At 61.3% G+C, this 26,360-nt stretch carries 25 protein-coding genes; 14 read left to right on the top strand and 11 right to left on the bottom strand.

Annotation, left to right across the window (positions count from 1 at the left end; genetic code table 11):
- Nucleotides 1–27: 27 nt before the first annotated feature.
- Nucleotides 28–912 carry an EamA family transporter gene (locus HX801_RS29625; RefSeq protein WP_177023254.1) on the top strand — a complete coding sequence of 295 codons (885 nt, stop codon included), beginning with the start codon at nucleotides 28–30 and terminating at the stop codon, nucleotides 910–912.
- Here the strand turns inward: HX801_RS29625 and HX801_RS29620 are convergent.
- The gene (locus HX801_RS29620) at nucleotides 890–1,447 is read right to left on the bottom strand and encodes a GNAT family N-acetyltransferase (protein WP_177023253.1); all 558 of its coding nucleotides are present in this window, start codon (nucleotides 1,445–1,447) and stop codon (nucleotides 890–892) included. The genes HX801_RS29625 and HX801_RS29620 overlap by 23 nt on opposite strands.
- A 147-nt stretch (nucleotides 1,448–1,594) precedes the next feature.
- On the opposite strand from HX801_RS29620, the gene HX801_RS29615 reads away from it, so the two are divergent.
- The 6 genes from HX801_RS29615 (at nucleotide 1,595) to HX801_RS29590 (ending at nucleotide 8,339) form a co-directional block, all read left to right on the top strand.
- On the top strand, nucleotides 1,595–2,095 hold the full coding sequence (locus HX801_RS29615; RefSeq protein WP_003219490.1) for a sigma-70 family RNA polymerase sigma factor: 501 nt from the start codon (nucleotides 1,595–1,597) through the stop codon (nucleotides 2,093–2,095).
- Nucleotides 2,096–2,127: 32 nt separating this feature from the next.
- A complete protein-coding gene (locus HX801_RS29610) occupies nucleotides 2,128–3,102 on the top strand; it encodes a FecR family protein (protein WP_177023262.1) in 975 nt (324 codons plus the stop codon).
- 96 nt (nucleotides 3,103–3,198) lie between these two features.
- The gene (locus HX801_RS29605) at nucleotides 3,199–5,604 is read left to right on the top strand and encodes a TonB-dependent receptor (RefSeq protein ID WP_177023252.1); all 2,406 of its coding nucleotides are present in this window, start codon (nucleotides 3,199–3,201) and stop codon (nucleotides 5,602–5,604) included.
- A gap of 222 nt (nucleotides 5,605–5,826) precedes the next feature.
- Nucleotides 5,827–6,798, top strand: coding sequence for a type III secretion protein (locus tag HX801_RS29600; RefSeq protein WP_177023251.1), 972 nt, complete (start codon nucleotides 5,827–5,829; stop codon nucleotides 6,796–6,798).
- Nucleotides 6,799–6,882: 84 nt separating this feature from the next.
- Complete coding sequence (locus HX801_RS31910) at nucleotides 6,883–7,227, top strand: hypothetical protein (protein WP_256344310.1); 345 nt, start codon at nucleotides 6,883–6,885, stop codon at nucleotides 7,225–7,227.
- A gap of 497 nt (nucleotides 7,228–7,724) precedes the next feature.
- Complete coding sequence (locus HX801_RS29590) at nucleotides 7,725–8,339, top strand: hypothetical protein (RefSeq protein ID WP_008432744.1); 615 nt, start codon at nucleotides 7,725–7,727, stop codon at nucleotides 8,337–8,339.
- Nucleotides 8,340–8,385: 46 nt separating this feature from the next.
- Here the strand turns inward: HX801_RS29590 and HX801_RS29585 are convergent, their stop codons facing one another.
- Together HX801_RS29585 and HX801_RS29580 are read right to left on the bottom strand one after the other, a co-directional pair.
- The gene (locus tag HX801_RS29585; protein WP_177023250.1) at nucleotides 8,386–9,537 is read right to left on the bottom strand and encodes an MFS transporter; all 1,152 of its coding nucleotides are present in this window, start codon (nucleotides 9,535–9,537) and stop codon (nucleotides 8,386–8,388) included.
- 278 nt (nucleotides 9,538–9,815) lie between these two features.
- Nucleotides 9,816–10,061, bottom strand: a complete 246-nt coding sequence (locus HX801_RS29580; protein ID WP_008432748.1) for a hypothetical protein — start codon at nucleotides 10,059–10,061, stop codon at nucleotides 9,816–9,818.
- A 92-nt stretch (nucleotides 10,062–10,153) separates the two neighbouring features.
- Here HX801_RS29580 and HX801_RS29575 point away from each other — a divergent pair, with 92 nt between their 5' ends.
- Nucleotides 10,154–10,975 (top strand): helix-turn-helix domain-containing protein, encoded by an 822-nt coding sequence (locus HX801_RS29575; RefSeq protein WP_177023249.1) that lies wholly within the window; start codon nucleotides 10,154–10,156, stop codon nucleotides 10,973–10,975.
- On the opposite strand, the gene HX801_RS29570 is transcribed toward HX801_RS29575, so the two are convergent.
- Genes HX801_RS29570 through HX801_RS29540 form a run of 7 tightly spaced genes read right to left on the bottom strand, consistent with a single transcriptional unit; the run spans nucleotide 10,917 to nucleotide 17,113 of the window.
- Nucleotides 10,917–12,137: a sugar MFS transporter gene (locus HX801_RS29570; RefSeq protein ID WP_177023248.1), complete on the bottom strand. Its 1,221-nt coding sequence runs from the start codon at nucleotides 12,135–12,137 to the stop codon at nucleotides 10,917–10,919. The two genes, HX801_RS29575 and HX801_RS29570, sit on opposite strands and share 59 nt — an antisense overlap.
- 51 nt (nucleotides 12,138–12,188) lie before the next feature.
- Nucleotides 12,189–12,536 carry an L-rhamnose mutarotase gene (locus tag HX801_RS29565; protein ID WP_003219515.1) on the bottom strand — a complete coding sequence of 116 codons (348 nt, stop codon included), beginning with the start codon at nucleotides 12,534–12,536 and terminating at the stop codon, nucleotides 12,189–12,191.
- Nucleotides 12,533–13,306 carry an SDR family oxidoreductase gene (locus HX801_RS29560; protein WP_003219518.1) on the bottom strand — a complete coding sequence of 258 codons (774 nt, stop codon included), beginning with the start codon at nucleotides 13,304–13,306 and terminating at the stop codon, nucleotides 12,533–12,535. The genes HX801_RS29565 and HX801_RS29560 overlap by 4 nt, the downstream gene beginning before the upstream one ends.
- Complete coding sequence (locus HX801_RS29555; RefSeq protein WP_177023247.1) at nucleotides 13,303–14,163, bottom strand: amidohydrolase; 861 nt, start codon at nucleotides 14,161–14,163, stop codon at nucleotides 13,303–13,305. The genes HX801_RS29560 and HX801_RS29555 overlap by 4 nt, the downstream gene beginning before the upstream one ends.
- Nucleotides 14,164–14,200: 37 nt before the next feature.
- Nucleotides 14,201–15,478 carry an L-fuconate dehydratase gene (locus tag HX801_RS29550; RefSeq protein WP_177023246.1) on the bottom strand — a complete coding sequence of 426 codons (1,278 nt, stop codon included), beginning with the start codon at nucleotides 15,476–15,478 and terminating at the stop codon, nucleotides 14,201–14,203.
- Nucleotides 15,479–15,498: 20 nt separating this feature from the next.
- On the bottom strand, nucleotides 15,499–16,344 hold the full coding sequence (locus HX801_RS29545; protein WP_102369452.1) for an ureidoglycolate lyase: 846 nt from the start codon (nucleotides 16,342–16,344) through the stop codon (nucleotides 15,499–15,501).
- Nucleotides 16,345–16,372: 28 nt separating this feature from the next.
- The gene (locus HX801_RS29540; RefSeq protein WP_008432765.1) at nucleotides 16,373–17,113 is read right to left on the bottom strand and encodes an SDR family oxidoreductase; all 741 of its coding nucleotides are present in this window, start codon (nucleotides 17,111–17,113) and stop codon (nucleotides 16,373–16,375) included.
- Between the two features lie 234 nt (nucleotides 17,114–17,347).
- Here HX801_RS29540 and HX801_RS29535 point away from each other — a divergent pair, with 234 nt between their 5' ends.
- From HX801_RS29535 to HX801_RS29510, 6 genes are all read left to right on the top strand, one after another.
- Nucleotides 17,348–18,109: a FadR/GntR family transcriptional regulator gene (locus HX801_RS29535; protein WP_008432767.1), complete on the top strand. Its 762-nt coding sequence runs from the start codon at nucleotides 17,348–17,350 to the stop codon at nucleotides 18,107–18,109.
- Nucleotides 18,106–19,095 (top strand): diaminopimelate epimerase, encoded by a 990-nt coding sequence (locus HX801_RS29530; RefSeq protein ID WP_177023245.1) that lies wholly within the window; start codon nucleotides 18,106–18,108, stop codon nucleotides 19,093–19,095. The genes HX801_RS29535 and HX801_RS29530 overlap by 4 nt, the downstream gene beginning before the upstream one ends.
- Before the next feature lie 311 nt (nucleotides 19,096–19,406).
- Nucleotides 19,407–21,449 carry a type VI secretion system tip protein VgrG gene (locus HX801_RS29525; RefSeq protein WP_177023244.1) on the top strand — a complete coding sequence of 681 codons (2,043 nt, stop codon included), beginning with the start codon at nucleotides 19,407–19,409 and terminating at the stop codon, nucleotides 21,447–21,449.
- A complete protein-coding gene (locus HX801_RS29520) occupies nucleotides 21,449–22,291 on the top strand; it encodes a DUF4123 domain-containing protein (protein ID WP_177023243.1) in 843 nt (280 codons plus the stop codon). Before HX801_RS29525 ends, HX801_RS29520 begins: the two co-directional genes overlap by 1 nt.
- Before the next feature lie 67 nt (nucleotides 22,292–22,358).
- Nucleotides 22,359–22,901, top strand: coding sequence for a hypothetical protein (locus HX801_RS29515; RefSeq protein WP_158660302.1), 543 nt, complete (start codon nucleotides 22,359–22,361; stop codon nucleotides 22,899–22,901).
- 48 nt (nucleotides 22,902–22,949) lie between these two features.
- Nucleotides 22,950–25,100, top strand: a complete 2,151-nt coding sequence (locus tag HX801_RS29510; protein WP_177023242.1) for a lipase family protein — start codon at nucleotides 22,950–22,952, stop codon at nucleotides 25,098–25,100.
- A gap of 2 nt (nucleotides 25,101–25,102) precedes the next feature.
- Here the strand turns inward: HX801_RS29510 and codA are convergent, their stop codons facing one another.
- Nucleotides 25,103–26,338, bottom strand: a complete 1,236-nt coding sequence (gene codA, locus HX801_RS29505; RefSeq protein ID WP_177023241.1) for a cytosine deaminase — start codon at nucleotides 26,336–26,338, stop codon at nucleotides 25,103–25,105.
- Between the last annotated feature and the right edge of the window lie 22 nt (nucleotides 26,339–26,360).

The raw sequence follows: 26,360 nt of genomic DNA, 5'->3' as shown, positions 1-26,360 counted from the left end.
TGCCACCGAGTCAATGGACCCGTCACGATGAAGCAAAAACACCTGTTACTGGCCGTCCTGGTGACGGCTGTGTGGGGACTCAATTTCCCCATTACCAAACTCGGCCTGGCCGAGATCAACCCGCTGTTGCTGACGGCCCTGCGGTTCACCCTGGCGGCGTTGCCCTGGGTGTTTCTGGTGCGCCGGCCCCAGGTCGCGGTGAAGTGGCTGGCGGCCTATGGCTTGATATTCGGGGTGGCGATGTGGGCCTTGATCAACCTCGGGATCGCCATGGGCGTGCCGCCCGGCAGCGCGTCGTTGCTGATCCAGTTCAGCGCATTTTTCACCCTGGGCTGGGGCGTGCTGCTGTTTCGGGAAAGCCTTTCCCTGGCGCAATTGATCAGTGTGCTGCTGGCGGCCATGGGGTTGGCAGGCATGCTGCTGGGCGTGGTGGGGACGGCCACGCTGCTGGGGTTTGCCCTGGTGCTGTTCAGTGCCCTGGCCTGGAGCATCGGCAATATCATCATCAAGGTCTCCGGGGTGCGGGAGATCTTTGCCTTCGTAGTCTGGGCCAGCCTGTTTGCGCCGTTGCCGCTGGTGCTGTTGACGTGGCTGCTGGATGGCTCGCAAGCCTTTATCGCTTTGCCTGCTCAACTGAACGGCGTGGCGTTGTTCTCGCTGGCGTTTCAGGTGTATGGCGCGACGCACTTTTGTTACTGGGGCTGGAACCTGCTGTTGCGCGAGTACCCGGTTTCCCGGGTGGCGCCCCTGTCACTGCTGATCCCGGTGTTCGGCATCGTCAGCTCAATGCTGATCCTGGGTGAGCGCCCCGGGGTTTCGCAGTGGCAGGCCATGGGCTTGATCCTCTTGGCCCTGATCGTCGGCCTGAAGAAGGGGCGCCCGTTGTGGGTCAGGCAGGACGGTCACGCTTGAGCAGGCCATACAGCGCGCTGTCCGAGATCTCGCCGCCGACCACCCAGCGCTCGCGCAGCAAGCCTTCGCGGACGAAACCCAGGCGCTCAAGCAGCTTCGCGGAGCCCAGGTTGCGTGGGTCAATGTCGGCTTCAAGGCGGCGCAGCCCGGCGGTGTTGAACCCATGGTCGATCACGGCGCGGGCGGCTTCGCTCATGTAGCCCTTGCCCCAATGCTGGCGGCCCAGGGTAAAGCCGATTTCAGCGCGGCGGCATTGCTCGTCGACATTGAACAGGTCGCAACTGCCGATCACCTCGCCGGTGGCCAGCAACTCCACCATGCACACCAGGTCTTCACCGGCAATCGATGCCTCCATCAGTTGGCCGAAGCGTTCAACGGCTTGCTCGGCGCGGGTCATGGTGGGAAAGGAAAAGTAGCGCATGGCCTCGGGGTCGGACCAAATGGCAAACAGCGCGCGCCAGTCATCCTGATGGGGAGGGCGCAGGCCCAGGCGTTCGGTGGTGAGAAGTACGGGGGCGAAAAAGGGCAGGGTCATAAGGTGCTCGTCCGTGAAAGTCACGGGCGAATGCTGCCGGGATTGGGCGGGTTGTACAAGGGTCAAGGAAAGAGGACGACGGCAAGCAATTGCCCTGCTTAATAGGAAGCATTACTATTCACGCCCCGCCTCCCCAGTGCTTCCTTGATGACTCCTCAGCCGCCCCGCAGAACAGGCTTTTTCGAGCACTACGAAGAGTTGATCGGGACCTGGACGCGCCGCCTGAGAAACCGTCAGCAGGCCGAAGACCTGGCCCACGACACTTTTGTGCGGGTGCTTGAGTCCAGCGCCACCAAGGTTGAGCAACCTCGCGCCTATCTGCATCAAACGGCGCGCAATATCGCCGTTGACGCCTATCGCCGCGAGGACCGGCGGGAGGCGATGGCCCTGGAAGCCTTTGATCAGAGTTCGCCCCACAGTGGCGACCCGGAGCATTTCATGCACGCGATCCAGCTGGCGGATTCCATCGAGCGAGCCCTGGCCGAGCTGCCGCTCAATTGCCGCAAGATTTTCATCTGGCAGAAAATCGAGGGCCTGACCCAGCAGGAAATCGCCGAACGCCTGGGCCTGTCTAAAAACATGGTGGAAAAGTATATGATCCGCACCCTGCGGCATCTACGTGACCGCCTGGATGCGATGGCACCATGACCAATGCCCGCTTTGAAACAGGATCTTCCATGATGGATACCCGTGAGTGTGCCTGCGGCAGTGCGACGGCCCGCGACGAGGCGGCGCAATGGTTTGTGCGTGTGCAGGACAGCCCATTGAGCGCAGAAGAACGCGAGCGTTTTGATGCCTGGCGTGCAGAGCATGCCGAGCACCAGTACGAATTTGATGTGCTGCAAGGTTTGTGGAGTGCCACCGACCTGGTGCCCAAGGCGCGCTTGCAGGCGTTGTGCGATGCCCCGCAGCCGCGTGCGAAGCGCCGGCCCGTGCTACGTTATGCAGTGGCTGCAAGTGTGCTGGCGGTGGCCCTGGGCCTGGGGTTGTTCAGTGGCCTGGATCATCCGGCGACGTATAACGCCGAGTTCCGCACCGCACTGGGGGAGCACCGGCAGGTGGCGTTGCCCGACGGCTCGCTGATGGACTTGAACAGCCGCAGCGTGGTGGCCGTGCACTATGTAAAAGGCCAGCGCGGCATCGAGCTCAAACAGGGCGAGGCCATGTTCAGCGTCGAGCACGACACCAGCCGGCCCTTCGTGGTGGACGCCGGGGCAGGGCAGGTGACGGTCACCGGTACGCGTTTCGACGTGCGCCGCGATGACGACCAGACCCGCGTGGTGGTCGAGGCCGGTACGGTCAAAGTGCAAGGGCGCTCATCCGATGACATCGTGATGCTCACGGCCGGTCGGGGCACCCATGTGGATGCCCGGGGCCAGGTGGCGGCTGCCTACGCCGTCAACCCTGAAGAGCTGACGGCCTGGCGCACCGGCAAGCTGGTGTTCAACAACGCCACCCTCGGCGAAGTGGCTCGGGAGGTCTCACGTTACCGCGAGCAACCTTTGCGGATCAGCGCGCCCGCGGTGAGCAACCTGCGTTTGACCAGCGTGTTCAAATCCACCGACACCGACGCTTTGCTCAAGGCCTTGCCGCACATTCTTCCGGTGGCCTTGCGCACCTTGCCGGACGGTAGCCAGGAAATAATTTCGCGATAGATTCAGGTTTTTTTCGAGTTCTTCGTCTTCTTGTGCAACTGCAACTGGTTTGCATTAACAGCCGCACTCTCTTGCGATCACAGGACTACGTTCGACGTGAAAAAACTCGCCATGAAAAACAATAAATCATCCCGCTGGGCACCCCTCGCCCTGGCGCTGGCCGTCAGCGCCGCACTGCCGGCGGCCTATGCTGACGATGGAATTCATATCCAGGCCCAATCCCTGGGTTCGGCCTTGAGCCAATTGGGTCAGCAGACGTCACTGCAAGTGTTCTTCAGCCCCGATATGGTGGCTGGCAAGCAAGCCCCGGCCGTCGACGGCAACCTGTCGCCCGAGCAAGCGCTGCGCCAGTTGCTGCAGGGCAGCGGCCTGGATTACCAGATCGATGCGGGCTCCGTGACTCTGCGCCCGCTGGGCAAGGGCACCGGCGAAGCAGGTTCGCCGCTGGAGTTGGGTGCCACCGACATCAAGGTGGTTGGCGACTGGCTCGGCGACGCGAATGCCGAAGTGGTGCAGAACCACCCGGGGGCGCGCACCGTGGTGCGCCGTGAAGCCATGGTGGAGCAGGGCGCGATGAACGTCGGTGACGTGCTGCGGCGCATTCCCGGGGTGCAGGTGCAGGAGGCCAACGGCACCGGTGGCAGTGATATTTCCCTCAACGTCGGGGTACGTGGCCTGACCTCGCGTCTGTCGCCACGCTCCACGGTTTTGATCGACGGCGTACCGGCAGCGTTTGCACCTTACGGCCAGCCGCAGTTATCGATGGCGCCGATTTCCTCCGGCAACCTGGACAGCATCGACGTGGTGCGTGGCGCAGGCTCCGTACGTTATGGACCACAGAACGTCGGCGGCGTGATCAACTTCGTGACCCGCGCCATCCCGGAAAAATTCTCCGGCGAAGTCGGCACCACCCTGGAAACCGCGGCCCACGGCGGCTGGAAACACATTGAAAACGCCTTCATCGGCGGCACCGCCGACAACGGTATCGGTGCTGCGTTGCTGTATTCCGGGACCAAGGGCGATGGCTACCGCGACCGCAACAACTCCAACGACATCGACGACGTGATCTTCAAGACCCACTGGGCGCCGACCGATCAAGATGATTTCTCGCTGAATTTCCACTACTACGACGCCAGCGCCGACATGCCCGGCGGCCTGACCCAGAAGCAGTACGACGCCAACCCGTATCAATCGGTACGTGACTGGGACAACTTCAATGGCCGGCGCAAGGATATGTCCTTCAAGTACATCCGGCAGATCGACGACCGCACCCAGGCTGAAGTGCTGACCTACTACTCCGACAGTTTCCGCGGCAGCAACATCGCCAACCGCGACCTGAAGACCCTGGGTTCCTACCCTCGCACCTACTACACCTTCGGCATCGAGCCGCGTGTGTCCCATGTATTTGACCTGGGGCCGAGCACCCAGGAAGTCAGCGTCGGTTATCGCTACCTCAAGGAAGGCATGCACGAACAGGCCACCAGCCTGGCGCTGGTCAACAACGTGCCGACGCCCGTGGGCCAGAGTGACGGCCACGTGTACCAGGACCGTACCGGTGGCACCGAGGCCAACTCGTTCTATATCGACAACAAGATTGATATCGGCAAATGGACCGTCACCCCGGGCATTCGCTTTGAGCAGATTCGCACCGAATGGCACGACCGTCCGGTGGTAGGCCTCAATGGCGCCACGGTTCAGGAGAAACGTCGCGAGATCCACAACAACGAACCGCTGCCGGCCTTGAGCGTGATGTACCACGTCTCCGATGCCTGGAAGCTGTTTGCCAACTACGAAACCTCCTTCGGCAGCCTGCAATACTTCCAGCTGGGCCAGGGCGGTAACGGCGACCAGACCGCGAACGGCCTGAACCCGGAAAAAGCCAAGACCTACGAAATCGGTACCCGCTACAACGACAGCGTCTGGGGCGGCGAAGTGACGTTGTTCTACATCGACTTCTCGGACGAGTTGCAATACGTCAGCAACGATGTGGGCTGGACCAACCTCGGCGCTACCAAGCACGAGGGCATCGAAGCGTCGGCCCATTACGACCTGTCGAACCTCGACCCGCGCCTGGACGGCCTGACCGCCAACGCCGGCTTCACCTACACCAGGGCCACCTCCGAAGGCGACGTTGCCTTCAAGGGCCGCGACTTGCCGCTGTACTCCCGTGAAGTGGCCACCCTGGGGCTGCGTTACGACATCAACCACTGGACCCACAACCTGGACGTCTATGCCCAGTCCGGCCAGCGTGCGCCGGGCACCGGTACCACCTACATCACCCAGCCGACTGCTGATGGCCAGTACGGGGATATTCCCGGCTACGTCTCGGTGAACGTGCGCAGCGGTTATGACTTCGGTGCGCAACTGTCGAACCTGAAGCTGGGCGTCGGGGTAAAAAACGTGTTCAACCAGGAACACTACACCCGCTCCAGCGACAACAACTCCGGGATCTACCTGGGTGAACCGCGCACGTTCTTCGTGCAGGCCAGCGTCGGCTTCTGATGCGTGCCTGATCCCAGGTATCGACAGTGACGAGGGGGCGCAAGCCCCCTCGCCATAGCCCTTCTTCCTACTCTTTTTCTAACGATTTTCTGCGTCCGCAGGAACTGAATCCGACAGGTCTACCACACAAGGAGGTGCCCACTTTCCATGGGATACCTTGTATCGCCGAGGTGTCTTTGAGCCGGGAGTGAATCGTGTCAATACGCCGAACTGGAGATGCCTATGTCGGTAACCTTATCCAACTCAACTGTTGCCAACCCCTCTGATAACGCCGCGCAGCCGCATACTGATGCCGCCACATCGACGCAGTCACGCTCACGCTCCGGGCAGGGGTCGATCCACATCAGCTTCAACTTGCCACAGAATGGGATCGGCCCGGGATATTCGAATTGGACGACGACGCAGAGCACGATGGATCGCCATGGTGCCGCCAACAACTCATTCCGGGCGTCCTATGCAAACTCGTTCCTGGGCGGGCTGATCGGACAGCTTCAGGACTTTCTGCACAAGCTGTTCAATCCGTTCCGGCCTCACCCCGGTTATGGTCGTCCTGATCCTTCCATTCCACTCAGGCCTCTTCCCGGACACTGCCGTCCGACCCCCTGCAAGCCTGACCCGGGATACGGTCGCCCGGACCCACACTTTTCGAGGCAAACCCCCGATCAACTGGGGAACCTCCTCAAGAACAAATTTGATGCGTTCACGGTGCCGGGCCAGCCCTTCATCACAAAACAAAGCCTGGAGGAGATGGCGGGCAGACGGTTGACCAACGACCAGGACCGTAATGAGAACATTCTGTTGGCCCGGGAACTGCTGCGACGCCCAGACGTAATACAAGCCTTTGACCGAGCCGGCAGGACCGGTGATCTGGATGGTCGAATCTCCCGGCGGGACCTCAACGCCGTGCTCGACTCCGGCAACGCCTTGAAGTACAAGACCGACAAACAGCTCGCCGAACAGATGTTGAAGGACTTCGACGCCCTGAAGGGTATCTGGAGCCGCTCCATCAGTATCAAAGATTTGAAAAAATTGGCCGCATCGTCGTCGAGCGACCCAAAGCAACAGCGGCTCATCGAGTTGGCCAAGGAAGTCACTCAGCGCTCAAGCCTGTTAACGCTGATGGACTCTCTTGACCGGTATGACGGCAAGATCGGCAGAGCCGCCCTGCGCCACCTCTCTCTGAACCTGTTTTAGCTCGATCACGCCGCGACCCTCTCGCGGCGTGATGACCTGCCTTGATCAATCCGCTGCTTTCAAACTCTCAGCCAGGGCTCAGACATGGCTACACCTTCGTGTGGATCGCACAATCCTGGCTATCAGCCAGCCTGTCTTGCGCCGACGGGCAGCGATACCCTGCAACCGCCCCCCGTTGCCGCACCGGGCAAACGGTGCGAAGAGGGCGCCGAAGCCCGGCGAGTGAAGAACTTCACCGGGCAGCACACGTTCCAGGCGCCGGCGGCTGACGACTTCATCAAAGGCATGTTGCCGCACGGGCAGTTGCCTGCCTCCCACGCGCCTGGGTTACGCCCGTTGCGCGCGGTGATGGGCGCTATGGTCGCAGCGATCAAAGGCCTTTGGCAGGAGACGAAACCGACCTGGCCAGGGTCTCGAAAAGCCGACTGATTCTTCGGTTTTTACATGTTGTCATTGGAACGCTGCTCTATCTCGGAACCATTGCCACCGGCACACCACACACCTTTGGCCTGTTTTCACCTGAGCGATACGGCGATTGCCGGGATGATGACCAGGTCAATGTGGAACCGGAAAATGGTGGAGATGAATCATGACAATCAACGGCGGGTCGGTCTGCCAGCACCTCGGTGCTACACCCTGTATTGCCCCGGCACTGGACGGCGGTACACGGGCAATTCACGCCGCTTCAAGTGAACCCGGTGAGGCTGCGCGAAAGCACAGCCATCAATCCGGCGGGGCGCCTGTCCGCTCATCAGGCTATCGGCCTCCTTTGCGGGGGGAGAGTCACTGCAGGAGTCTGCTGCAACACCTGGGGCTTCAGAACGAAGTGGCCAGCCGCCTCCGCGGGCCCAATCCCTACATTCGTTTGCCGGACAGCGATTTGGTGAGCGCGGCGAACGCCCAATTTGCCATGCTGAAAAAACTCCATGAGAACTGACGGACTGAAGCTGTCTTCACTGCAACGAATCGCCAGTAAAAAGCTCGGTGCCAGCCGAGAGGCCGACAGCGCTATCCTGCTTGCCAAGGCGATCATCCAGCGTCCGCGCCTGATCGATGCGATCCTCGACCAGGACGGCTACATCACCCGCGAAAGCCTGGCACAGGCCGAGAACGTCGTGTTCGGCAACAGCGATCCCAGTGCCTTCAGCCCGGACCCTTTCCACACAAAAAACAATGCCGATCTCGTCCGTCTGTTCAAGGAAATGTTCACCGAGTTACGGGACCGGTCGCGGGACCGCATGGGGTTTTTCGAGCAGATCTGCTACGTCAACATCGAGGTGCTGGCGATGATGAGCAAAGACCCGGATGAGCTCGACAGCCATGGCCAAGTTGTACTGGACCCGGCCACGGGGCTACCGAAGAAGAAATACGACGAACAGCAGGTGTATATGGCGAAAAACCTTGTGGACCGGCCGGGCTTGTTGCGGTCGCTGGAAAACACCGCCGACAGCGGTCGGCGAATTTTCGGCAGCCATCACCAGGCGGGCTGGCTCAGCAACAAAACCCTTGATCGCTGGCTGGAACTCCAGAAAGCCAAATGACCCCGGGTTGACGCCTCAATGTACGAGGCGTGATGGGGCTGGGTGGTCAGACCCGCAGTATTTTCCCGCTGATCGCCACACCGATCAGCAGTACGGCAATCAGCACAAAGGCAGTGCTCAAGCTGCTGCCATGGGCGATGAAGCCGATCACCGCAGGGCCGGCGAGAATGCCGGTGTAGCCCAGGGTGGTGATGGCGGGCACCGCAATGTGTTCCGGCATGACGGTCTGCTTGCCGACGGCGGTGTACAGCACCGGTACGATGTTCGAACACCCGGCACCGACCAATGCATACCCCAGCAGGGCGGTTTCCCACGCAGGGAATAGCGTCGCCAACAGCATGCCGCCGGCGGCGACCGCGCCGCCGAATACAATCACCCGGGTTGCGCCCAGGCGGCGAACTATCCTGTCGCCGGTAAGGCGCCCGACCGTCATGGTCAAGGCAAAGGCTGCGTAGCCAAGGCCCGCATAGGCCTCGTCAAGGCCGCGCTCGGCGCTCAGGAACACCGCGCTCCAGTCCAGTACGGCGCCTTCGGCAAGAAACACGATGCAGCACAGGCAGCCGATAAACAGCACCACGCCGTGGGGCACGGCAAAGGCCGGCCCGGAGCTTTCACTGCCGTAAGGCAGCAGGTGTGGCCCGGCCTTGAGCAAGGCCACTACGATGACGACGATCACGGCGAGGGTGGCCTGCAACGGCGACCAGCCCAACCCCAGCAGCCCGCTGACACCTGCCGCCCCGACGATCCCGCCCAGGCTGAACAGCCCGTGGAAGCCCGACATCATGGTCTTGCCGCTGGCCCGTTCGACCATCACCGCTTGCAGGTTGACCGTGGAGTCCACCGTGCCCAGGCCGGCACCAAACACAAACAGCGCGGCCATCAGCAAGGGAATCGAGGTGACGGTGGCCAGCATCGGCAGGCCCAGGCAGATCAGGAGGGTGCCGCCGGTGGCCACTCGCCGGATACCGTAGCGCGACGCCAGGGCCCCGGCGACCGGCATTGCGATCATCGAGCCCACCCCCAGGCACAACAGCAAAAGGCCGAGGGTGCCCTCATTGAGTTGGGCGCGGGCCTTGGCATAAGGCACCAGTGGTGCCCAGGCGGCGATGCCGAAGCCGGCGATGAAAAACGCGATGCGGGTCGACATTTGTTCCAGCCGCCCGGGTACCACGGGCGCTGGGGTGCTGATGGCGGTCATGAAAAATCCTTGGTTTTGCGTTCAACGAACGATGTGCAGCGCAACATCCTTGCACATCAGGCCGTATCGAGCGAGCCGGGTTCCCTTGGCATGCCTGAACACAGGGCCAAACATTTTTTCCAGGATCATGGAACGCGACGGGCCTTTCCAACCACTATCAGTTCGTAGGACAAGTAACCACTTGAGGTGCGAGGTGGCCTGGAAGGTGCGTAATCCCCGCGAGAACTGGTGAACCCCGGGCTTCCAGCGACGGATTACCACCTTCCAGGCCGATCCTCTCACTTCAGCAGCCGCGCCAGTTTGCCATCCCGCACCTGCAACACTTCAAACAGGCCCAGGGCCTGCAGGGCGGGGAGGGCTTGCAGGATGTCCTGTTCGGCCAGCAAGCGCTGCTCGTCCGGGGTGGCCGGATCGCACCAGGTTCTGGCGTTGGCGAGGAATGCGCCCACCGTGCCCTTGCGCACGGTCACGCCATTGAATTGGCCTTGGTCGAGATGGTCGGGAAGCACGTCTTCTGCACGCATGGCGGAGCCCTCAATGAATGAATCCGCAGTCTGGGCGTGCGCAAATGGCTACACTGCCTTATCCAGGTCATTCAATACGGTAAAGCTGCCATATGCCGTCAACACTCGTTTCAGCCCAGCTCGCCAATGCGACCGGCGGTCCGTTGCTGGTGGCGACGTTGCGCAGCAGTCCGGTAGCACGCACCACGGCCCTTCATCAGCATGCCCGCGGGCAATTGCTCGGAGCCCAGCGCGGGTTGTTGTCGGTGCAGGCGGCGCACCAGCATTGGGTAGTACCGGCCACCCACGCGGTGTGGATTGCCCCCGATTGTTCCCACGCCTTGCGTTCCCACGGGCCGTTTGATGGCTGGAGTGTGTATGTCGAACCCCAGGCATGCGCAGGGCTGCCCCGACAGACGTGCGTTATCGCCACGTCGGCCTTGTTGCTGGAAGCCGTCAGGCGCGCGGCAACCTGGAGCCAGGCGCTGCTCGAGCCGCCTCAGTCACGGATCGCCCAGGTGATCCTTGATGAAATCGCCGGGTTGCCCCAGGAACCATTCGGCTTGCCGCTGCCCCGGGACCCGCGCCTGTTGCGCATCGCCCAGGCGCTGGCCGACAGTCCCGACGACAACCGCCTTCTGGAACACTGGGCGCAGTGGGCCGGTGTCTCGCCGCGTACCCTGGCCCGGCGGTTTGTTGCCGAGACCGGGTTCACCTTCAGCCAGTGGCGCCAGCGCGCGCGATTGTTGCGCGCCCTGGAGTTGCTGGCGGCGCATGCACCCGTGACCCGGGTTGCGCTGGACCTGGGTTATGAAAACGTCAGTGCCTTTATTGCGATGTTCCGGCGTACATTCGGGACGACGCCGGGGCGGTACTTCACGGATGGCGCAAGCGACTACGGGCATATACCGCCACAATCACGAAACACCCCATAGGCAACAGGTAAGCCAGCGCCACTGTGCTGTTGTCCGCCACCTTGCCCATCAAGTAGGGCATCAGGGCGCCGCCGACGATCGCCATGATCATGAACGAACTGCCGCGCTTGGTGTGCGGCCCGAGGTTCTTCACGCCCATGGCGAACAGCGTCGGGAACATGATCGACATGAAGAAGAACACTGCGATCAGCGCGATCACCGAGATACCTTCCAGGCCGATCACCACCAGGCCGCACAACGCGATATTGATCAGCGCATAAATCAGCAGCAGCTTCTGCGCGCTGACCCGGCCCATCAGCCAGGTACTGAAAAAGCGCCCGAACATGAAGGCCAGCATTGCGATCGACAGCAGGTAGGCGGCTTGCTGATTGCCCATCTGTGCCCAATGCTCGGTGACGTAGTTGATGAAAAATGCGCCGACTCCGACCTGGGCCGCCACATAGAAAAACTGCGTGATCACCCCACCGACGAACTCCCGGTGCTGCCACAGACCCTTGCCGACCGTCGGTTGCAGTGCCTGTTCCTGCGCGCGCAAATCCGGCAGCGGCGTGCGGGCGATCAGCAGCGCCACCAGCAGTACCAGGACCGCGATCACCACGTAGGTGGTCTGCAACGAACTCATGTCCGAGGCCGGTGTGCTGCCGGCGCTGAAGAACATCGCGCCGCCAATCAGCGGGCCGAAGAACTGGCCAAGGCCATTGAATGATTGCGCCAGGTTCAACCGCCGCTCGGCGCCCTGGGGTTCGCCCAGCACGGTGGCATAGGGGTTGGCAGCGGTCTCCAGGCAGCCCAGGCCGCAGGCGATGACAAACAGCGCGAACAGGAAAAACGGAAAGCTCGCCGCCGCAGCCGCCGGCATGAATAGCAGCGCGCCCGTCGCATACAGGCACAGGCCCAGCAGGATCCCGGCCTTGTAGCCGTGGCGGTCCATCAACAACCCTGCCGGCAGGGCAATCAGGAAGTACGCGCCGAAATAGGCGCTTTGCAACAGCCCGGACTGGGCCTTGCTGACGTGCAGGACTTCCTGGAAGTGCTTGTTCAGTACGTCGAGCAAACCGTAGGACAAGCCCCAGAGGAAAAACAGACTGGTCACCAGCATCAGCGCCCAGCGATAGGTCGGCACGGCACGGGTGCCTGGCAGGTGTGTATCTTTGCTTAACATGACGCTTCTCCTGTTGTTTTTATGGGATCAAGGCGTGCGATGCAGCGGGTATCAGGGTTGGTCGGTAAGGCAGAAAATCTGCTCCAGGGGCTGCCATTTGCCGCCGGGGTCAGTCCACGGCGTGGGGGCCTGGAAGCGCCACATCAGGGTTTCCCAGGCTTGCACGTCGGGGTTGGCGCGTGCAGCGTGGTCCAGCCCTTCGAAGCTGAACCCGGCCGCGGTGTCCATGACCATGAACAGCCGCGTGCCCAGGCGCCAGATCTGCATTTCCAGGATTTGCTGGCTGCGCAGATGCTCTGCCACGGCAGGCCAGATGCGTCGATGCAGCTGCTGGTACTCGGCGATCAATGCCGCATCGTCGATCAGGTCCAGCGCCAGGCAGTAACGTTGGCCGCTCATGTCAGCGCCCGGTCGAGGTGGGTGTAGCCTCCATCCACCACCAGCCACTGTCCGGTGGTGTGGGAGGCGCGGGGTGAGAGCAGGAACAGCACGCTGTCGGCAATTTCCTCGGGAGTGGTCATCCGTTTGCCCAAGGGGATTTTTTCGACGATGGCGGCGAGCTTGGCCTCGGGGTTGTCGAAGCCGTCGATCCAGCGTTGATACAGCGGCGTCAGCACCTCGGCGGGCACCACGGCATTGACCCGGATGCCGAACTCCAGCAAGGAGGCGGCCCATTCCCGGGTCAGTGACAGCTGCGCACCTTTTGCGGCGGTATAACCGCTGGTACCGCCCTGGCCGGTGAGGGCCGTCTTGGAGCTGATATTCACGATTGCCCCGCGGCTGGCCTTGAGGGCATCGAGGCACAAGTGGGTCATCAAGTAGTAATGAATCAGGTTCTTTTCCAGGGATTCGACGAACGCTGCACGGCCCGCATCCAGGCCCACGCCGTCGTTGACCCCGGCGTTGTTCACCAAGCCGTCGATGCGTCCGAAACGTCGCAACACTTCGTTGACGGCTGCGCGGCAGGCGTCCTCATCGCGCAACTCGACACGGATGAAGTGGCTTTGACCGTGCTGCTCAAGCTCGGCCGCGAAGGCCGGCGACAACGGTTGATGGCCGAAAATTACCGGGATTGCGCCTTCGGCAATCAACCCCAGGGAAATGGCGGCGCCAATCCCCGAGCCGCCGCCGGTGACGATGATCACGCGGTCCTGCAAATGCAGATTCATGGGCAGTTTCCTTCAAGGTGATAGACCCGCTGGGCCGTGCCGCCCCAGATGGCTTGCTGTTCATCGGGCGACAGTGGGCCGAGGGTCTGTTGCAGCAATTGGCAGGTGCCCTGGTATTCCCCGGCCAGCAGGCACACCGGCCAGTCCGAACCGAACATCAGGCGCTCGGCGCCGAACAATTCCAGCGCCAGTTCGATGTAGGGGCGCAGGGCTCGGGCGTTGCGTTGCTCGGGCCCGGCTTCGGTGAGCAGGCCCGACAGCTTGCAACTGACGTGGGGCAGGGCGGCCAGTGGCGCCAGGTGTTCGGCCCAACCGACGGGGCCGTTGGCGATGTCCGGTTTGCCCAGGTGGTCCAGCACCAGATGATGCCGGTCGTGGCGCTGGCACAGGGCTGTCGCGGCGTCGAGGTCGGCGCAGCGGATCAGCACTTCGTAGACGTAGCCTTGTTGCTGCAGGTGTTGCAGGCCACGGGAGAACTTCGCGTCAGCCATAAAGCTGGCAGGCGTAGGCTCATCCTGAATCTGATGCCGAAAGCCCTTGAGTCCCGGTGCGTCGCGCCACTGTTCCAGGTGCTGTTCCAGGCGTGGGTCGCACAGGTCGACCCAGCCGACGACGCCGAGTATCCATGGGTGCTGCCGCGCCATTTCCAGCAGCGCGTCGGTTTCCTGCTCACCGGCGCGGGCTTGCACGGCAATGCAGCCATCCAGGTCGGCAGCGTCGAGCAACGGCCGCAAGTCCTGTGGGAGAAAGTCCCGCCGCAGGTCAGCCTCAGCCGTACCGATCCACGGATAATCAGCGGCCCGGTAGCGCCAGAAATGCTGGTGCGCATCGAGCCTCAAAGGTGATGGGGACGACATTGTTATTGTGCTCCGTCCATTCAAATTGCGGTTCAGCTCACGGCCGGTGGCGGTATTGCTCCCGGGACGCGGCTTTCATCTGGATCGAAAAGCCCGGCGCCTTCGGCGGCAGATAGGCCGCACCGCGCACCACGCAAGGTTCCTCGAAATGCTCGTGCAAGTGGTCGACATACTCGATCACCCGGCCTTCGTGGGTGCCGGCGATGCACAGGTAGTCGATCATCGACAGGTGCTGCACGTACTCGCAAAGCCCGACACCGCCGGCATGCGGGCACACGGGCAGGCCATATTTGGCCGCCATCAGCATCACCGCCAGCACCTCGTTGACCCCGCCCAGGCGGCAGGCGTCAATCTGCACCACGTCGATGGCTTCGCGCATGATCAATTGCTTGAAGATGATCCGGTTCTGGCACATCTCGCCGGTGGCGACCTTGACCGGCGCCACGCCCAGGCGAATCTTGCGATGGCCTTCGATATCGTCGGGGCTGGTGGGTTCCTCGATGAACCACGGCTTGGCAAACGCCAATTCGCGCACCCAATCGATGGCGGTGTCGACTTCCCACACCTGGTTGGCGTCAATCATCAATTGGCGGTCCGGGCCCAATACTTCGCGGGCGATGCGTACGCGCCGCAGGTCATCCTGCAAGTCGTGGCCGACCTTGAGCTTGACGTGGTTGAAGCCGGCATCCACCGCTTCCTGGCACAGCCTGCGCAGCTTTTCGTCGCCGTAACCGAGCCAGCCGGCGGAGGTGGTGTAGCAGGGGTAGCCGTTGGCTTGCAGGTCGGCCAGGCGTTCAGCCTTGCCTTCGGCGCGTTGGTGCAGCAAGGCCAGGGCTTCGCTGGAGGTGATGCAGTCGGTGATGTAGCGGAAATCGATGCAGCGCACCAGCTGTTCCGGGCTCATGTCGGCGACCAGGCGCCACAGGGGTTTGCCTTCGGCCTTGGCCCACAAGTCCCACGCGGCATTGACGATCGCGCCGGTGGCCAGGTGGATTGCGCCCTTGTCCGGGCCGATCCAGCGCAACTGGCTGTCACTGGTGACATGCCGCCAGAAGCGGCCCATGTCTTCGGCGATCCATTCCAGGGTCAAGCCCACCAGCAGCGGCTGCATGGCCTGGATCGCCGCGCAGCAAATCTCGTTGCCACGGCCGATGGTGAAGGTCAGGCCATGGCCTTCAAGGGCCGGGTTGTCGGTCTGCAAAATCACATAGGCGGCCGAGTAGTCCGGGTCCGGGTTCATGGCGTCGGAACCGTCCAGGGACTGGGACGTAGGAAAGCGGATATCTTCGACGCGAATCGCGGTAATGGTAGTCATGAACGGCTCCTAGTCTCTGGTCAGGCGTCGACCGTGGTCTGGTTCTGTTCGCCGAGGCCTTCGATACCCAGGCGGATTTTTTGCCCGGGCTTGAGGTAGACCGGCACTGGCTTGATCCCCAGGCCGACACCGGGCGGGGTGCCGGTGGAAATCACATCCCCCGGTTGCAGGCTCATGAACTGGCTGAGGTAGCTGATCAGTTTGGGAATCTGGAAAATCATCGTGCGGGTGTTGCCGTTCTGGTAGCGGTGGCCGTCGACTTCCAGCCAGATCGACAGTTGGTGCGGGTCGGCGATCTCGTCGCGGCTGACCAGCCAGGGGCCGAGCGGGCCGAAGGTGTCGCAGCCCTTGCCCTTGTCCCAGGTGCCGCCGCGTTCCAGCTGGAACTCGCGCTCGGAGACATCGTTGATCACGCAGTAGCCGGCCACGTGCTGCATGGCCTGGCTTTCCTCGATGTAGCGGCCACCCTGGCCGATCACCACGCCCAACTCCACTTCCCAGTCGGTCTTGGTGGAGTGGCGGGGGATTTCGATGGTGTCGTTGGGGCCGACGATGGCGCTGGTCCACTTGTTGAAGATGATCGGTTCGTCAGGGATGGGGGCGCCGGTTTCGGCAGCGTGATCGGCGTAGTTCAGGCCGATGCAGATGAATTTGCCTACCTGGCCGACACAGGCGCCCAAACGCGGATTGCCCGGTACCAGGGGCAGGCTCGCGGGGTCGAGTTCTTGCAGGCGAGCGAGGTTTTGCGGGAGCAGGGCGTCACCGGCGATATCACTGATGTGGGCGGACAGGTCACGCAGACGTCCATCAGCGTCCAGCAGGGCCGGGCGTTCCTGACCTTTTTCACCATAGCGCAGCAATTTCATGAGCAATCCTCTTATTGGAAGTGGGCGGTCAGTTGCTCCAGCCGCCGTCAATGATCTGGGTGGTGCCGGTGGTAAACGCGCTGGCATCGGAGCCAAGGTACAGCGCCAACTGGGCAATTTCCTGGGGCGTGCCCAGGCGTCCCATCGGCTGGCGCGCAGTGAAGGCGGCGTACACCTCGTCCTGTTGACGGCCTTCATGGCGGGCTTGTTCGACGATGCGTTGCTGCAGCGAAGGCGACTCCACGGTGCCCGGGCAGATAGCGTTGCAGCGGATGCGCTGGGTGACAAAGTCGGCCGCGACGGATTTGGTCAGGCCGATGACGGCCGCCTTGCTGGCGCAATAGGCAAAGCGGTTGGGCACGCCCTTGAGGCTGGAGGCCACCGACGACATGTTGATGATCGAGCCACCGCCCGCCGCCAGCATCCCCGGCAGAAACGCGCGGATCATGCGGTACATGGCGGTGACGTTCAGGTCCAGGGCAAACGTCCAGTCGCTTTCCGGGCATTCGAGAATATTGCCGGCGTGCACCACGCCTGCGCAGTTGAACAGCACATCGAGCGGGCCGATCTCGGCAGCAAGGCGTTGAATAGCGCTGGCGTCGGTGACGTCGAGCAAGACCGTTTGCGCGCCCGACAAGTCAGCGAGCGCCTGTTGATTGATGTCGGCTGCAATCACTTCGGCCCCTGCCGCCAGATAGGCTTCGACGCTGGCGCGGCCAATGCCCTGGGCGGCGGCGGTGATCAGCACGCGTTTACCGGTGAGGTCCATGACAGACTCCCTTGATTGTTATTATTGGCTCAATGGTCAGGCCATTGAGGGCGTCAAACACCTGCATCTGCGGCATAGCGAACCCTGGTGGGTTTGCTATGATCAGCACACTGGAAACGATCCAATGGTCAGGCCATTGATCCAATTTTTAGCATGGGTCATCCCGGTCAACAAGCGGCTTTTTTGCGGGTTGATCGCTTTGACCGTGCTGTGCATGAATCGAGCTGAGCCTAGATGCCATTTCAAGTGATTGATAACCAACGTCTTTATCGACAGATTGCCGACCAGTTGCGAGCGTTGATCGACAGCGGAGAATTTCCGCCGGGCAGTCGACTTCCCGCTGAGCGTGAACTCGCCAAACTGCTGGGCGTGAGTCGCGCTTCCGTGCGTGAGGCGATGATTGCCCTGGAGGTGATCGGCCTGGTAGACGTGCGGGTGGGCAACGGCGTGCTGGTGTGTGAACCCGTGCAACCGACAGTCAGCCAGGAACCGGTGATGGCCCAGGCCACCCGGGATCAATGGAAAGAGTTCGATCCGGAACTCAACCTGCACGTCGACTTCAATGCCGAGATTCCACCGTTTTCCCTGCTCCAGGCCCGTCGCCTGATTGAGCCGGAAGCCGCCGCCCTGGCCGCCAAACATGCCACCGACGAAGAGCTGGCGGGGATCCGCGAGGCCTTCGAGCGTAATGTGCAGGACAACCGCGACGGCTCCCATACCCATCCGGGCGATCGCCTGTTTCACATTCGCATCGCCCAGGCCTCGGGCAATCCGGCGTATGCGTTGATGATTGCGCACTTGCTGGGGCATCGTTACGGCAGCATGTTCCAGCGGTTGCAGGCGCATTACACCTCGGACGACATGCCCCATCGCTCGGAAGACGAGCACCGCAAGATCCTCGATGCACTGGAATTGCGAGACGTGGAGGGTGCGCGACAGGCGATGCGCAAGCACCTGGAAGAGGTGGTACGAATCTTTATGCGGACTGCGCAATGACCCTGTTCTACGACGCCCGCGGGAATATCTACGGGGTGGTAAGCCCGGCGCAGTTAGGCAGCAAGGGTATCGACGTGCCGGACCGTGCCGACTTGGCCGCTGGCACCCGAGGTGTTTGGGCATTGGCGGCGATTGCCGCCGAGTGCGGTTGGGATGAGTTGCCGCGCCCGGCAGAGGCCAAGGCGCATCGTTGTGACGGTTTGTTGGTGGGGCCGTTCCAGGCCGCGCCGCCTTTTGACCTGTTGATCGTCAACACCGACGGTTCCCTGGCCGAACGCAGTGGCAATGGCCTGACGATCTTTGCCCAGTCGTTGACCGACCAGGGATTGATGGCGCAAGGCTGTGAGTTGCGGGTGCATCACGACAAGACAGACGCACTGTCGCCGGTGGTTACGCGGGTTGAGCCGGCGGAGTACGAACAGGTCCAGGGGTTTTGGCTGGCGCTGGGGCGTCCCGAGTTCGGGCCTTTGGCGGTAGGGGCTGTTGGTGTGGGCGCGGTCTCGCTTGAGGGAACTGAGGTGAGCCATGTTTCGCCACTGGCTGCGCTCAACCCCGAGTGGAATCACAGCCAGTTTGTGCGTGTGGGCAACCCGCATTGTGTGACGCTGGTACAGGACGCGTCAGCGTTGCCGGACAACGCCCAGCTGCATCGATCAGCCTGGTTCGATCCGCTGAGGGCGATTGCTTTCGCACCACCTGCCGGGGCCGGCCAACCTTGTATTTCCGGGGTCAACCTGCAATGGGTCGCCCGGGATTCAGGCAATCGCGTGATCGCGCGGGTGTTTGAGCGTGGTGAGGGGCCCACGGCGTCCTCCGGGACCAGCGCCAGTGCGGTGGCATGCGCCGCCTGGTCTGTAGGATGGGTGACGGCGGGTCAGGTGGCGGTGGTGATGCCGGGCGGTACCGCACCCGTACGGTTGCAAGCAGAGCCGGGTGAGTTGCCGAGCGTTAGCCTGTTCGGGACTGCGCGGCTGCAGGAAGTTTGAAAAAGGCAGTAGCGGGCTTAATCATCTTTGTCAGCTGTTTCTCTATAAATAAGCAGCTCTGGTGAATGGTGGTGTAAGAGTATTCCCGTTAGTCAGTACTGGCTGTTTAACTGCATTTCTGTATTTATAAAAGACCCTTCCAATATCGGTGTGCGAATCTTCTTTTTTATTTTGAAGCGGCCGAATTTCGCCTGAAATCGCTAGTATTCCTGGGGTTCAGGCACTTTTTATCGGCTTCGAATTGAGTGGCTTTATCTGCGTTTTACGGGAGAAGTTATTTCAGCTCGACAATGAATGGCGGGTAACAACGGATGTTCAATACGCTTGTTTCGTCACGTTTCAAACTGGTCGTTGCAGGAATGAACCAGGCATTTCAGGTGCTGGCTTTTAAAGGCAGCGAAACGATTGACCAGCCTTTTTTCATTGAAGTGCAGTGGGTCAGTGAAAACCCCAGCCTGGATCTGGAGAAGTTACTTCACCAACCGGCCTATCTGGATTTTGGCGAGCCCGGTGAAGGCCTGCACGGGCAAATCTACAGCATTGGCCGGGAAGGCCCGGGGCAGCGGCTGACCCGCTACCACCTCACCCTTGCGCCGCGCGTGGCGTACCTGGCCCATCGTTGCGACCAGCGGATTTTCCAGCAGCGCAGCGTGCCGCAAATCATCGCGGCAGTGCTTGAGCAGCACGGCATCCTTGCTGATGCCTATACCTTCGAACTGGGGCCGGTGGTTTACCCACCGCGTACGTTCTGTGTGCAATACGCGGAAACCGACCTGCACTTTATCCAGCGGCTGTGCGAGGAAGAGGGCATTCACTACCACTTTCGCCACAGTGCAGACGCCCATGTACTGGTGTTGGGTGATGACCAGACGGTGTTTCGTCGTTTGGCGGCGCAACGCTACTGCCCGGCCGGAGGCCCGGCTGCCGAAACGCTGGTGATCCAGCGTTTCGATGTGCGCCTGGCCACGCGCAGTGCTCAGGTTGTTCGGCGTGACTACGACTTCGAACATCCGTCGCTGCGCTTGCAGGAGCAGGCCGGGTCTTTCCCGGCACTTGAAGACTATCAATACCCCGCGGGATTCACGGGGCATCTGCGAGGTTCGCAGTTGGCCCGGCGTGGCCTGGAACGTCATCAACGCGACCGCCATCGGGCCCTGGGCCGCAGTGACCAGCCGGCTTTGCGCAGCGGGCATTTCCTGGAACTGCGCGGCCATCCGGACCGCACCTGTAATGACTTGTGGCTGATCACCGGCGTGCGTCACGAAGGCTATCAACCGCAGGTGCTGGAGGAGGCGGTGGTGGATGTCGAGGCATTCCACGGCTACCGCAATCGATTTACCGCAACGCCCTGGCGCGCCGCTTACCGCCCGCCGCTCAAGCACGTCAAACCGCGTATCAGTGGCAGCCAGACCGCAACCGTCACCGGGCCCGAGGGTGAAGACGTGCATTGCGACGCTCACGGCCGGGTGAAAATTCGCTTTCATTGGGACCGCCTGGACCAGCACGACGACAAGAGCAGCTGCTGGGTGCGTGTGGCGTCCGGATGGGCGGGTGACAGCTATGGCGCGGTGATGATCCCGCGTGTGGGCATGGAGGTACTGGTGACGTTCCTGGAAGGTGATCCAGACCGGCCCGTGATCAATGGTTGCCTGCCCAATACCTTGCAGCCTGTTGCCTATCCGTTGCCCCAACACAAAACCCGCAGTGTGCTACGCAGCCGCAGTTCGCCGGGCGGGGCGGGGGCCAACGAGCTGCACCTCGAGGACCGCAGCGGCCAGGAACTCATCTACCTGCGCGCCCAACGCGATCTGGAGCAGCAGGTCGGCCACGACAGTCGGCTGGAGGTGGTGGGCGAACGTCGGGAAACCATCCACGGCTTGAGTGCCACCACTCTGGGAGGCGAGGAACACCGCAGCATCGCCGGCGACCGCAAGGTTCGGCTTGGGGCTGATGATCACTTGCACGTGCAGGGCAACAGCCAGACCCTTGTCGGCCAGACCCTGGTGATCGAAGCGGGGCAACAGGTCCATCTGAAGGCGGGGGCCAATCTGGTTATCGATGCCGGTGCGCAGTTGAGCTTCAAGGCCGGTGGTGAGCATTTGCTGATTCAGGCCGGCGGGATTTTCAGCAGTCGGCCGATCACGTTGGGCGGTGCGCCTGCCGTGATTCGCACAGCCAACCCAGTTGGACCGGGTGACGTGGCTGCTTCGCCCGCATTTGCAGCGGATGGGCCGAAGGTTTCGGTTATCCAAGGCGCAGTCATGGAGCTGGCCAGAAGACTGGATGCGGACTTCTGTCCAGTGTGCGAGCGCTGCCGTGAAGGCCTGTGCGAATCCACGGGGAGGGCGGCTTGATGGAGATCGCGCCTGGCCAGTGGATGGCTGAACAGCAGCAGGCAGGGCGCCGGCTGTGCCTGGTTCTACAGGGTGAAAGCGATGCGCGTGGGGTACTGCTGGCGACACGCACGGTCGCTGAGTATCGCTGCCTCTATGGTGAAACCGTCGCATCGGAAATGGCAGCGGATGGGCCGATGCTCCTGTTGCTCGACCATGTCAGCGAGCCCGCATTGGTGGGTTTGCTGCAAAACCCCCAGCGTAATTGGGGCTGGTTGGGCAGCCTGCCTGGTGATGATTTATCGGGTGTTACCCGGCACTGGCGCGACAGGTTGGTGGTGGGAACGGCGGGCAGTCAGGCGCTGTACCGCTTCCACGATAACCGCACCTTGGCGCGGGCCTTGGTTCACCTGCCTGCTCGGGACTGGCCTGTTTTTCTCGGGCCGCTGATCGGCGTGTGTTACTGGCAGGGTGAGCGTTGGAGTTGTGTCGATAACCCGGCTCCGGGGGCGTATCCGGTACCCGATCCTGCGCCGTGGCTGGAGGTGCCGAATCCCCAGGCGGGAGTGATTCTGCAAGCCAATATCCTGCGTTACCTGCTGGCCGAGTACAGCGAGGCGTTGAGCGCACTGGTTGAATTTCAAGACCCGAGAATATGGTTGGCGCAGGTGCTGGAGCAAGCGCGGGCCTGGCAATGGGACAGGCCGGAACAGCTGGAGTTTTTGGTGGTGCGGCGCTTGGTGGAGGCCACTGGGGACGTGCTTGTTCGATGGCAACCGATGCAGGGGGAAGTGGCAGAGGATCATTTTCAGCGGGTGGTTGGGGAGTGGCGTCGGGTGGAGCGGGAGCAGCAGGATGCGTAGGGGATTTATGTCGGGCGTGTGGCGAGGGGTATTCGTTTGCAGTGTGCTGGGTGTTTCCGGTTGTGTGATGAAGCCTGCTGATAGTTTCACTTTGGAGGTCGATTTGCCGGCGAATTACAGACTCAGAGGCGATGCAACTTACGTCCCCGGAACAGGTGAGACTTGCACTTTACGATGGCGTCCAGGTGATCTGCCAGAGATCAAGATATTCGACGCTCTTGAGAAGTCGGTGGCGAATCGGGCGAGCTTCGAGTTGCCTCTGACGGAGACGGTGAACGGGTGTCCGTTAGTGCTGCGTTACATGACGTTTGATGTCTATGCGAAGTCGGCTGAGCACTTGTCGGACAGTGGGGGGGATTTTGCGTTTATCGGTGTGCATGATTGGGTTGAACCCCATATGTCTCGAATGCCGGGGGAAGGTACCTTGGAGGTGCCGGGGGCCTGTCAGTGGTTACTCAGGCCGGCAGGGCCAACGCAGGCGACTGATAACGTATTTCAATGCAACCTGGTGGATGCAAGAGGACTGCCGCCAACGACAGCAACGGGTGGTCGTGTGCAGCGTGATGAGTTGAACGGCAAAACGGTGAGGCTCGTGTTTGGGGAAATCTGATGGGGAGCGTACTTATCTTTAACTTTTACTGAATAAGGATATTCAGCGATGGCGCTTACAGAATGGAAACAACCCTTTTTCAGCGGGAAAATGCCGGCTTGTGCAGTGCGTGGATGTTGGCTGAGTTTTTGTCTTGTGGACGAATCAGGTGACGGAAACGCTTATGGGGGTCTTGCGTACAAGGTTTTTGACAGCACAGGTCAACAATATGCAGGTCGTTTGGATGGAAACGGTTTCGCAAAGTTGGACAACCCATATCGAGGGCCTGTGGTTCTGATCTTCGATGCGCCATATGAAATGAGCGGGGATTACTACGCAACGTTGCAAACGCGTGGTTGTTATCCACTGCCTATCACCGAGCTTCAGGTACGAGCCGAACAGACGCGGTTTTCACGTGTAGACGGGGAGCGCGTCGAGCGAAACCCGGCAGGGCGGGAAACAGGCAAATTCTATCAAGTCGAGGTCAGTGACTTGGTCTTGCACACTGCTCATTTGCCTCCCTTGGCGCCCAGAACCCATCGACCACCGCGGCATGCGCTCCGCATGCTGGCTGAACTTGGGTTTGGCCCCCCTCAGCCCAAGCTGACAGGGCTGGTTTTATTTCCTGACCTGCACACTGTGCTGGAGGTAAGGCCGCTGCGTGCGTTACGCCCGTTGTTGTCGATTGAAGACCAGTTCTGTGCCTTGAACCTTTATCAGTTGGCGCTTATGGCTACCTTGAGTTATTGCGATTTTGGGCAGGAACCATCGACTCCGCCGATGGACCAGGTCAGCTTTCCCATAGAGCCCAGTGTGGGCAATTTTTTTTCCGAACAACTGTCGGGCTATCAGGAGGCTTGGAAGTTCGATTCCGACCAGGTGGAACACTTTTATCCCGTGTATGAAGACGTGCCGTACTCGCAACGATTCGAGGTGTTGCCTTTTGATCCTGAGTTGTATGAGCAAAATCGATCGGAGCAAGGAGAGTCCCCGGCCCACCCAGCGAAGCTGCATTTTTTTGATGACGAGGAGAATGGCACTGATACTCAGGCGTTTATCAGCCATCACGACCATGTGATCCTGATCGCAGTGCGGGGCACTGCAAGCCGTTCCGATGGGCTGAGGGATGCCAATGCTCACCAGGTCGCTTTTGTCGAGGGTGTTGGTAAGGTTCATGAGGGCTTTTATGGCGCGTATCGGGCGATGCGTGATTTTGCGCTGCATTACCTCGACCGGTTCTACATAGGCCAGCGCATCATAATTTGTGGCCATAGTCTCGGCGGCGCCATAGCACTGCTGCTGGCAGAGTCTCTTAGGCGAATTCCAGGTTACGACCGCAACATCCTTCTTTACACCTATGGCGCTCCCCGCGCTGCCGACTCTGAGTTCACTGACGGTGCTTCATCTTTGGTGCATCACCGCATCGTCAATCATAACGACCCGGTACCCAGCGTCCCGGCACCCTGGATGAACACAACTGCCAAACTCTGGATTCCCGGGCTTGTTACCCTGTTCAGCAATCCTGCACCTGCTGGCCTGCTGTTCGCACTTGGGTTGGTGCGGGTGGGCGGGAACGCCTATCAGCATCACGGCTCCCAGCAGCATTTCATGCCGATTGCCTTGCCCGACGGCACACAGTCTTCAATATTGTGGAACCCCGGGTGTGAGTCGATCGAAGAAGCTGCATGCAATCGCGCGATTCAACTCAGCGGTGATATGCCGGACCGGGCCAACCTGATCAAGCAGCTAGTCCAATACAAGCAGCACTTTATGACCGCAAGCTACATCCCGGCAGCCTGGGCGACGTTACGCCGCTGGCAGCAAACCGTGGACGCCGACGGAACACTGGTGACTGCGAGTGAATTTGAGCTGATCGAAAAAGCGCTGATCAGCATGCGGCAACAACTGCGGGAGAAAAAACGAGAACTGGACCGCTATCGACCGACCAATCAGCGTGGTTATGAAGATATCCAGGCCTTGAGCATCGAAGCTGATCGTCTGCAAAGTAGTCGCGACCGCCTGGCAACCCTCCGCTGGCGCCGCCTCCAGGCCCGCGACGTCTACGGCAGCCACGCTTCATCCCCATCCCTGCAATCCAGCCTGAAACGCTGGTTCGCTCACCCGCAAAATCGCGTACTCACCCAAGTGGCGAGCATCCCGCCACAATCGGATGATGGCTGGGGAAAGCCACAAACCCTCGATATAGATTCAATCGTATGAGCCTACAAAAACTCCACCTGCGCCGGCCGGCGTTTCATCAACACTTTGCCCGCGCGAATCGAATACAACGGCAAGCCCTGGCTGCGAATCACTTCATAGTCGCTGTCTGCAGACAGGATCAACAGGTTCGCCGGGCGTCCCGGTTCCAGGCCATAACGATCCCCCAGAGCCATCGCCCGGGCGCTGTTGTCGGTGACCAGGTCGAGGGCACTTTGCAGGTTGCGGTAGCCAAGCATGTGGCAGATATGCAACCCGGCTTCCAGCACCCGCAAAATGTTGCCGTTACCCAAGGGATACCAAGGGTCGACGATGGAGTCCTGGCCGAAGCAGACGTTCATGCCAGCCTCCAGCAGTTCGTTGACCCGGGTCACGCCGCGGCGTTTGGGGAAAGTGTCGAAGCGGCCCTGCAAGTGGATGCTTTCGGTAGGGCAGGAGACAAAGCTGATGCCCGAATGCCCCAGCAGGCGGAAGAGTTTGGCGCAGTAAGCATTGTCGTAGGAGCCCATGGCCGTGGTGTGGCTGGCAGTCACGCGGGCGCCCATGTCACGGCTGCGGGCTTCTTCGGCCAGCACTTCAAGAAAGCGCGAGTGTGGGTCGTCGGTTTCGTCGCAATGCACATCGACCAGGCAACCGGTGCGTTCGGCCAGGTCCATCAGGAACTTCACCGAACTCACCCCTTGGTCACGGGTGTATTCAAAGTGCGGGATGCCGCCGATCACGTCGGCGCCCAGGCGAATGGCCTCTTCCATCAGCTCGCGGCCATTGCGGTAGGACTCGATGCCTTCCTGGGGGAACGCGACGATTTGCAGGTCGATCAGGTGGCCGCTTTCCTCGCGTACTTCAAGCATGGCCTTGAGCGCGGTGAGGTCCGGGTCGGTGACGTCGACATGGGTGCGCACATGCTGGATGCCATGGGCGGCCAGGGTCTGGATGGTTTTTTTGGAGCGGGTCTTGGTGTCTTCCAGGGTGATGGTGGCCTTGCGCTCGCCCCAGCACTCGATGCCTTCAAACAGGGTGCCGCTCATGTTCCAGCGCGGCTCGCCGGCGGTCAGGGTGGCATCGAGGTGAATGTGCGGCTCGACGAAAGGCGGGACCACCAGGTTGCCGGCGGCGTCCAGGTCGTCGGGGCCTACCAAAGGGGCCGCGCCTTGTTGGGTGATGCTGGCGATCCGGCCGTGTTCCAGGTGCAGATCATGCAGGCCTTCACGGTTGCGCAGGCGGGCGTTGATGATGTGCATGGGCAAGTTCCTCTTGGCAAAA

This window comes from Pseudomonas sp. G1002, from assembly GCF_013385455.1.
Taxonomy (GTDB): domain Bacteria; phylum Pseudomonadota; class Gammaproteobacteria; order Pseudomonadales; family Pseudomonadaceae; genus Aquipseudomonas.
The sequence above is the reverse complement of the archived record's forward strand: the minus strand, read 5'-3'. Positions and strand labels throughout refer to the sequence as shown.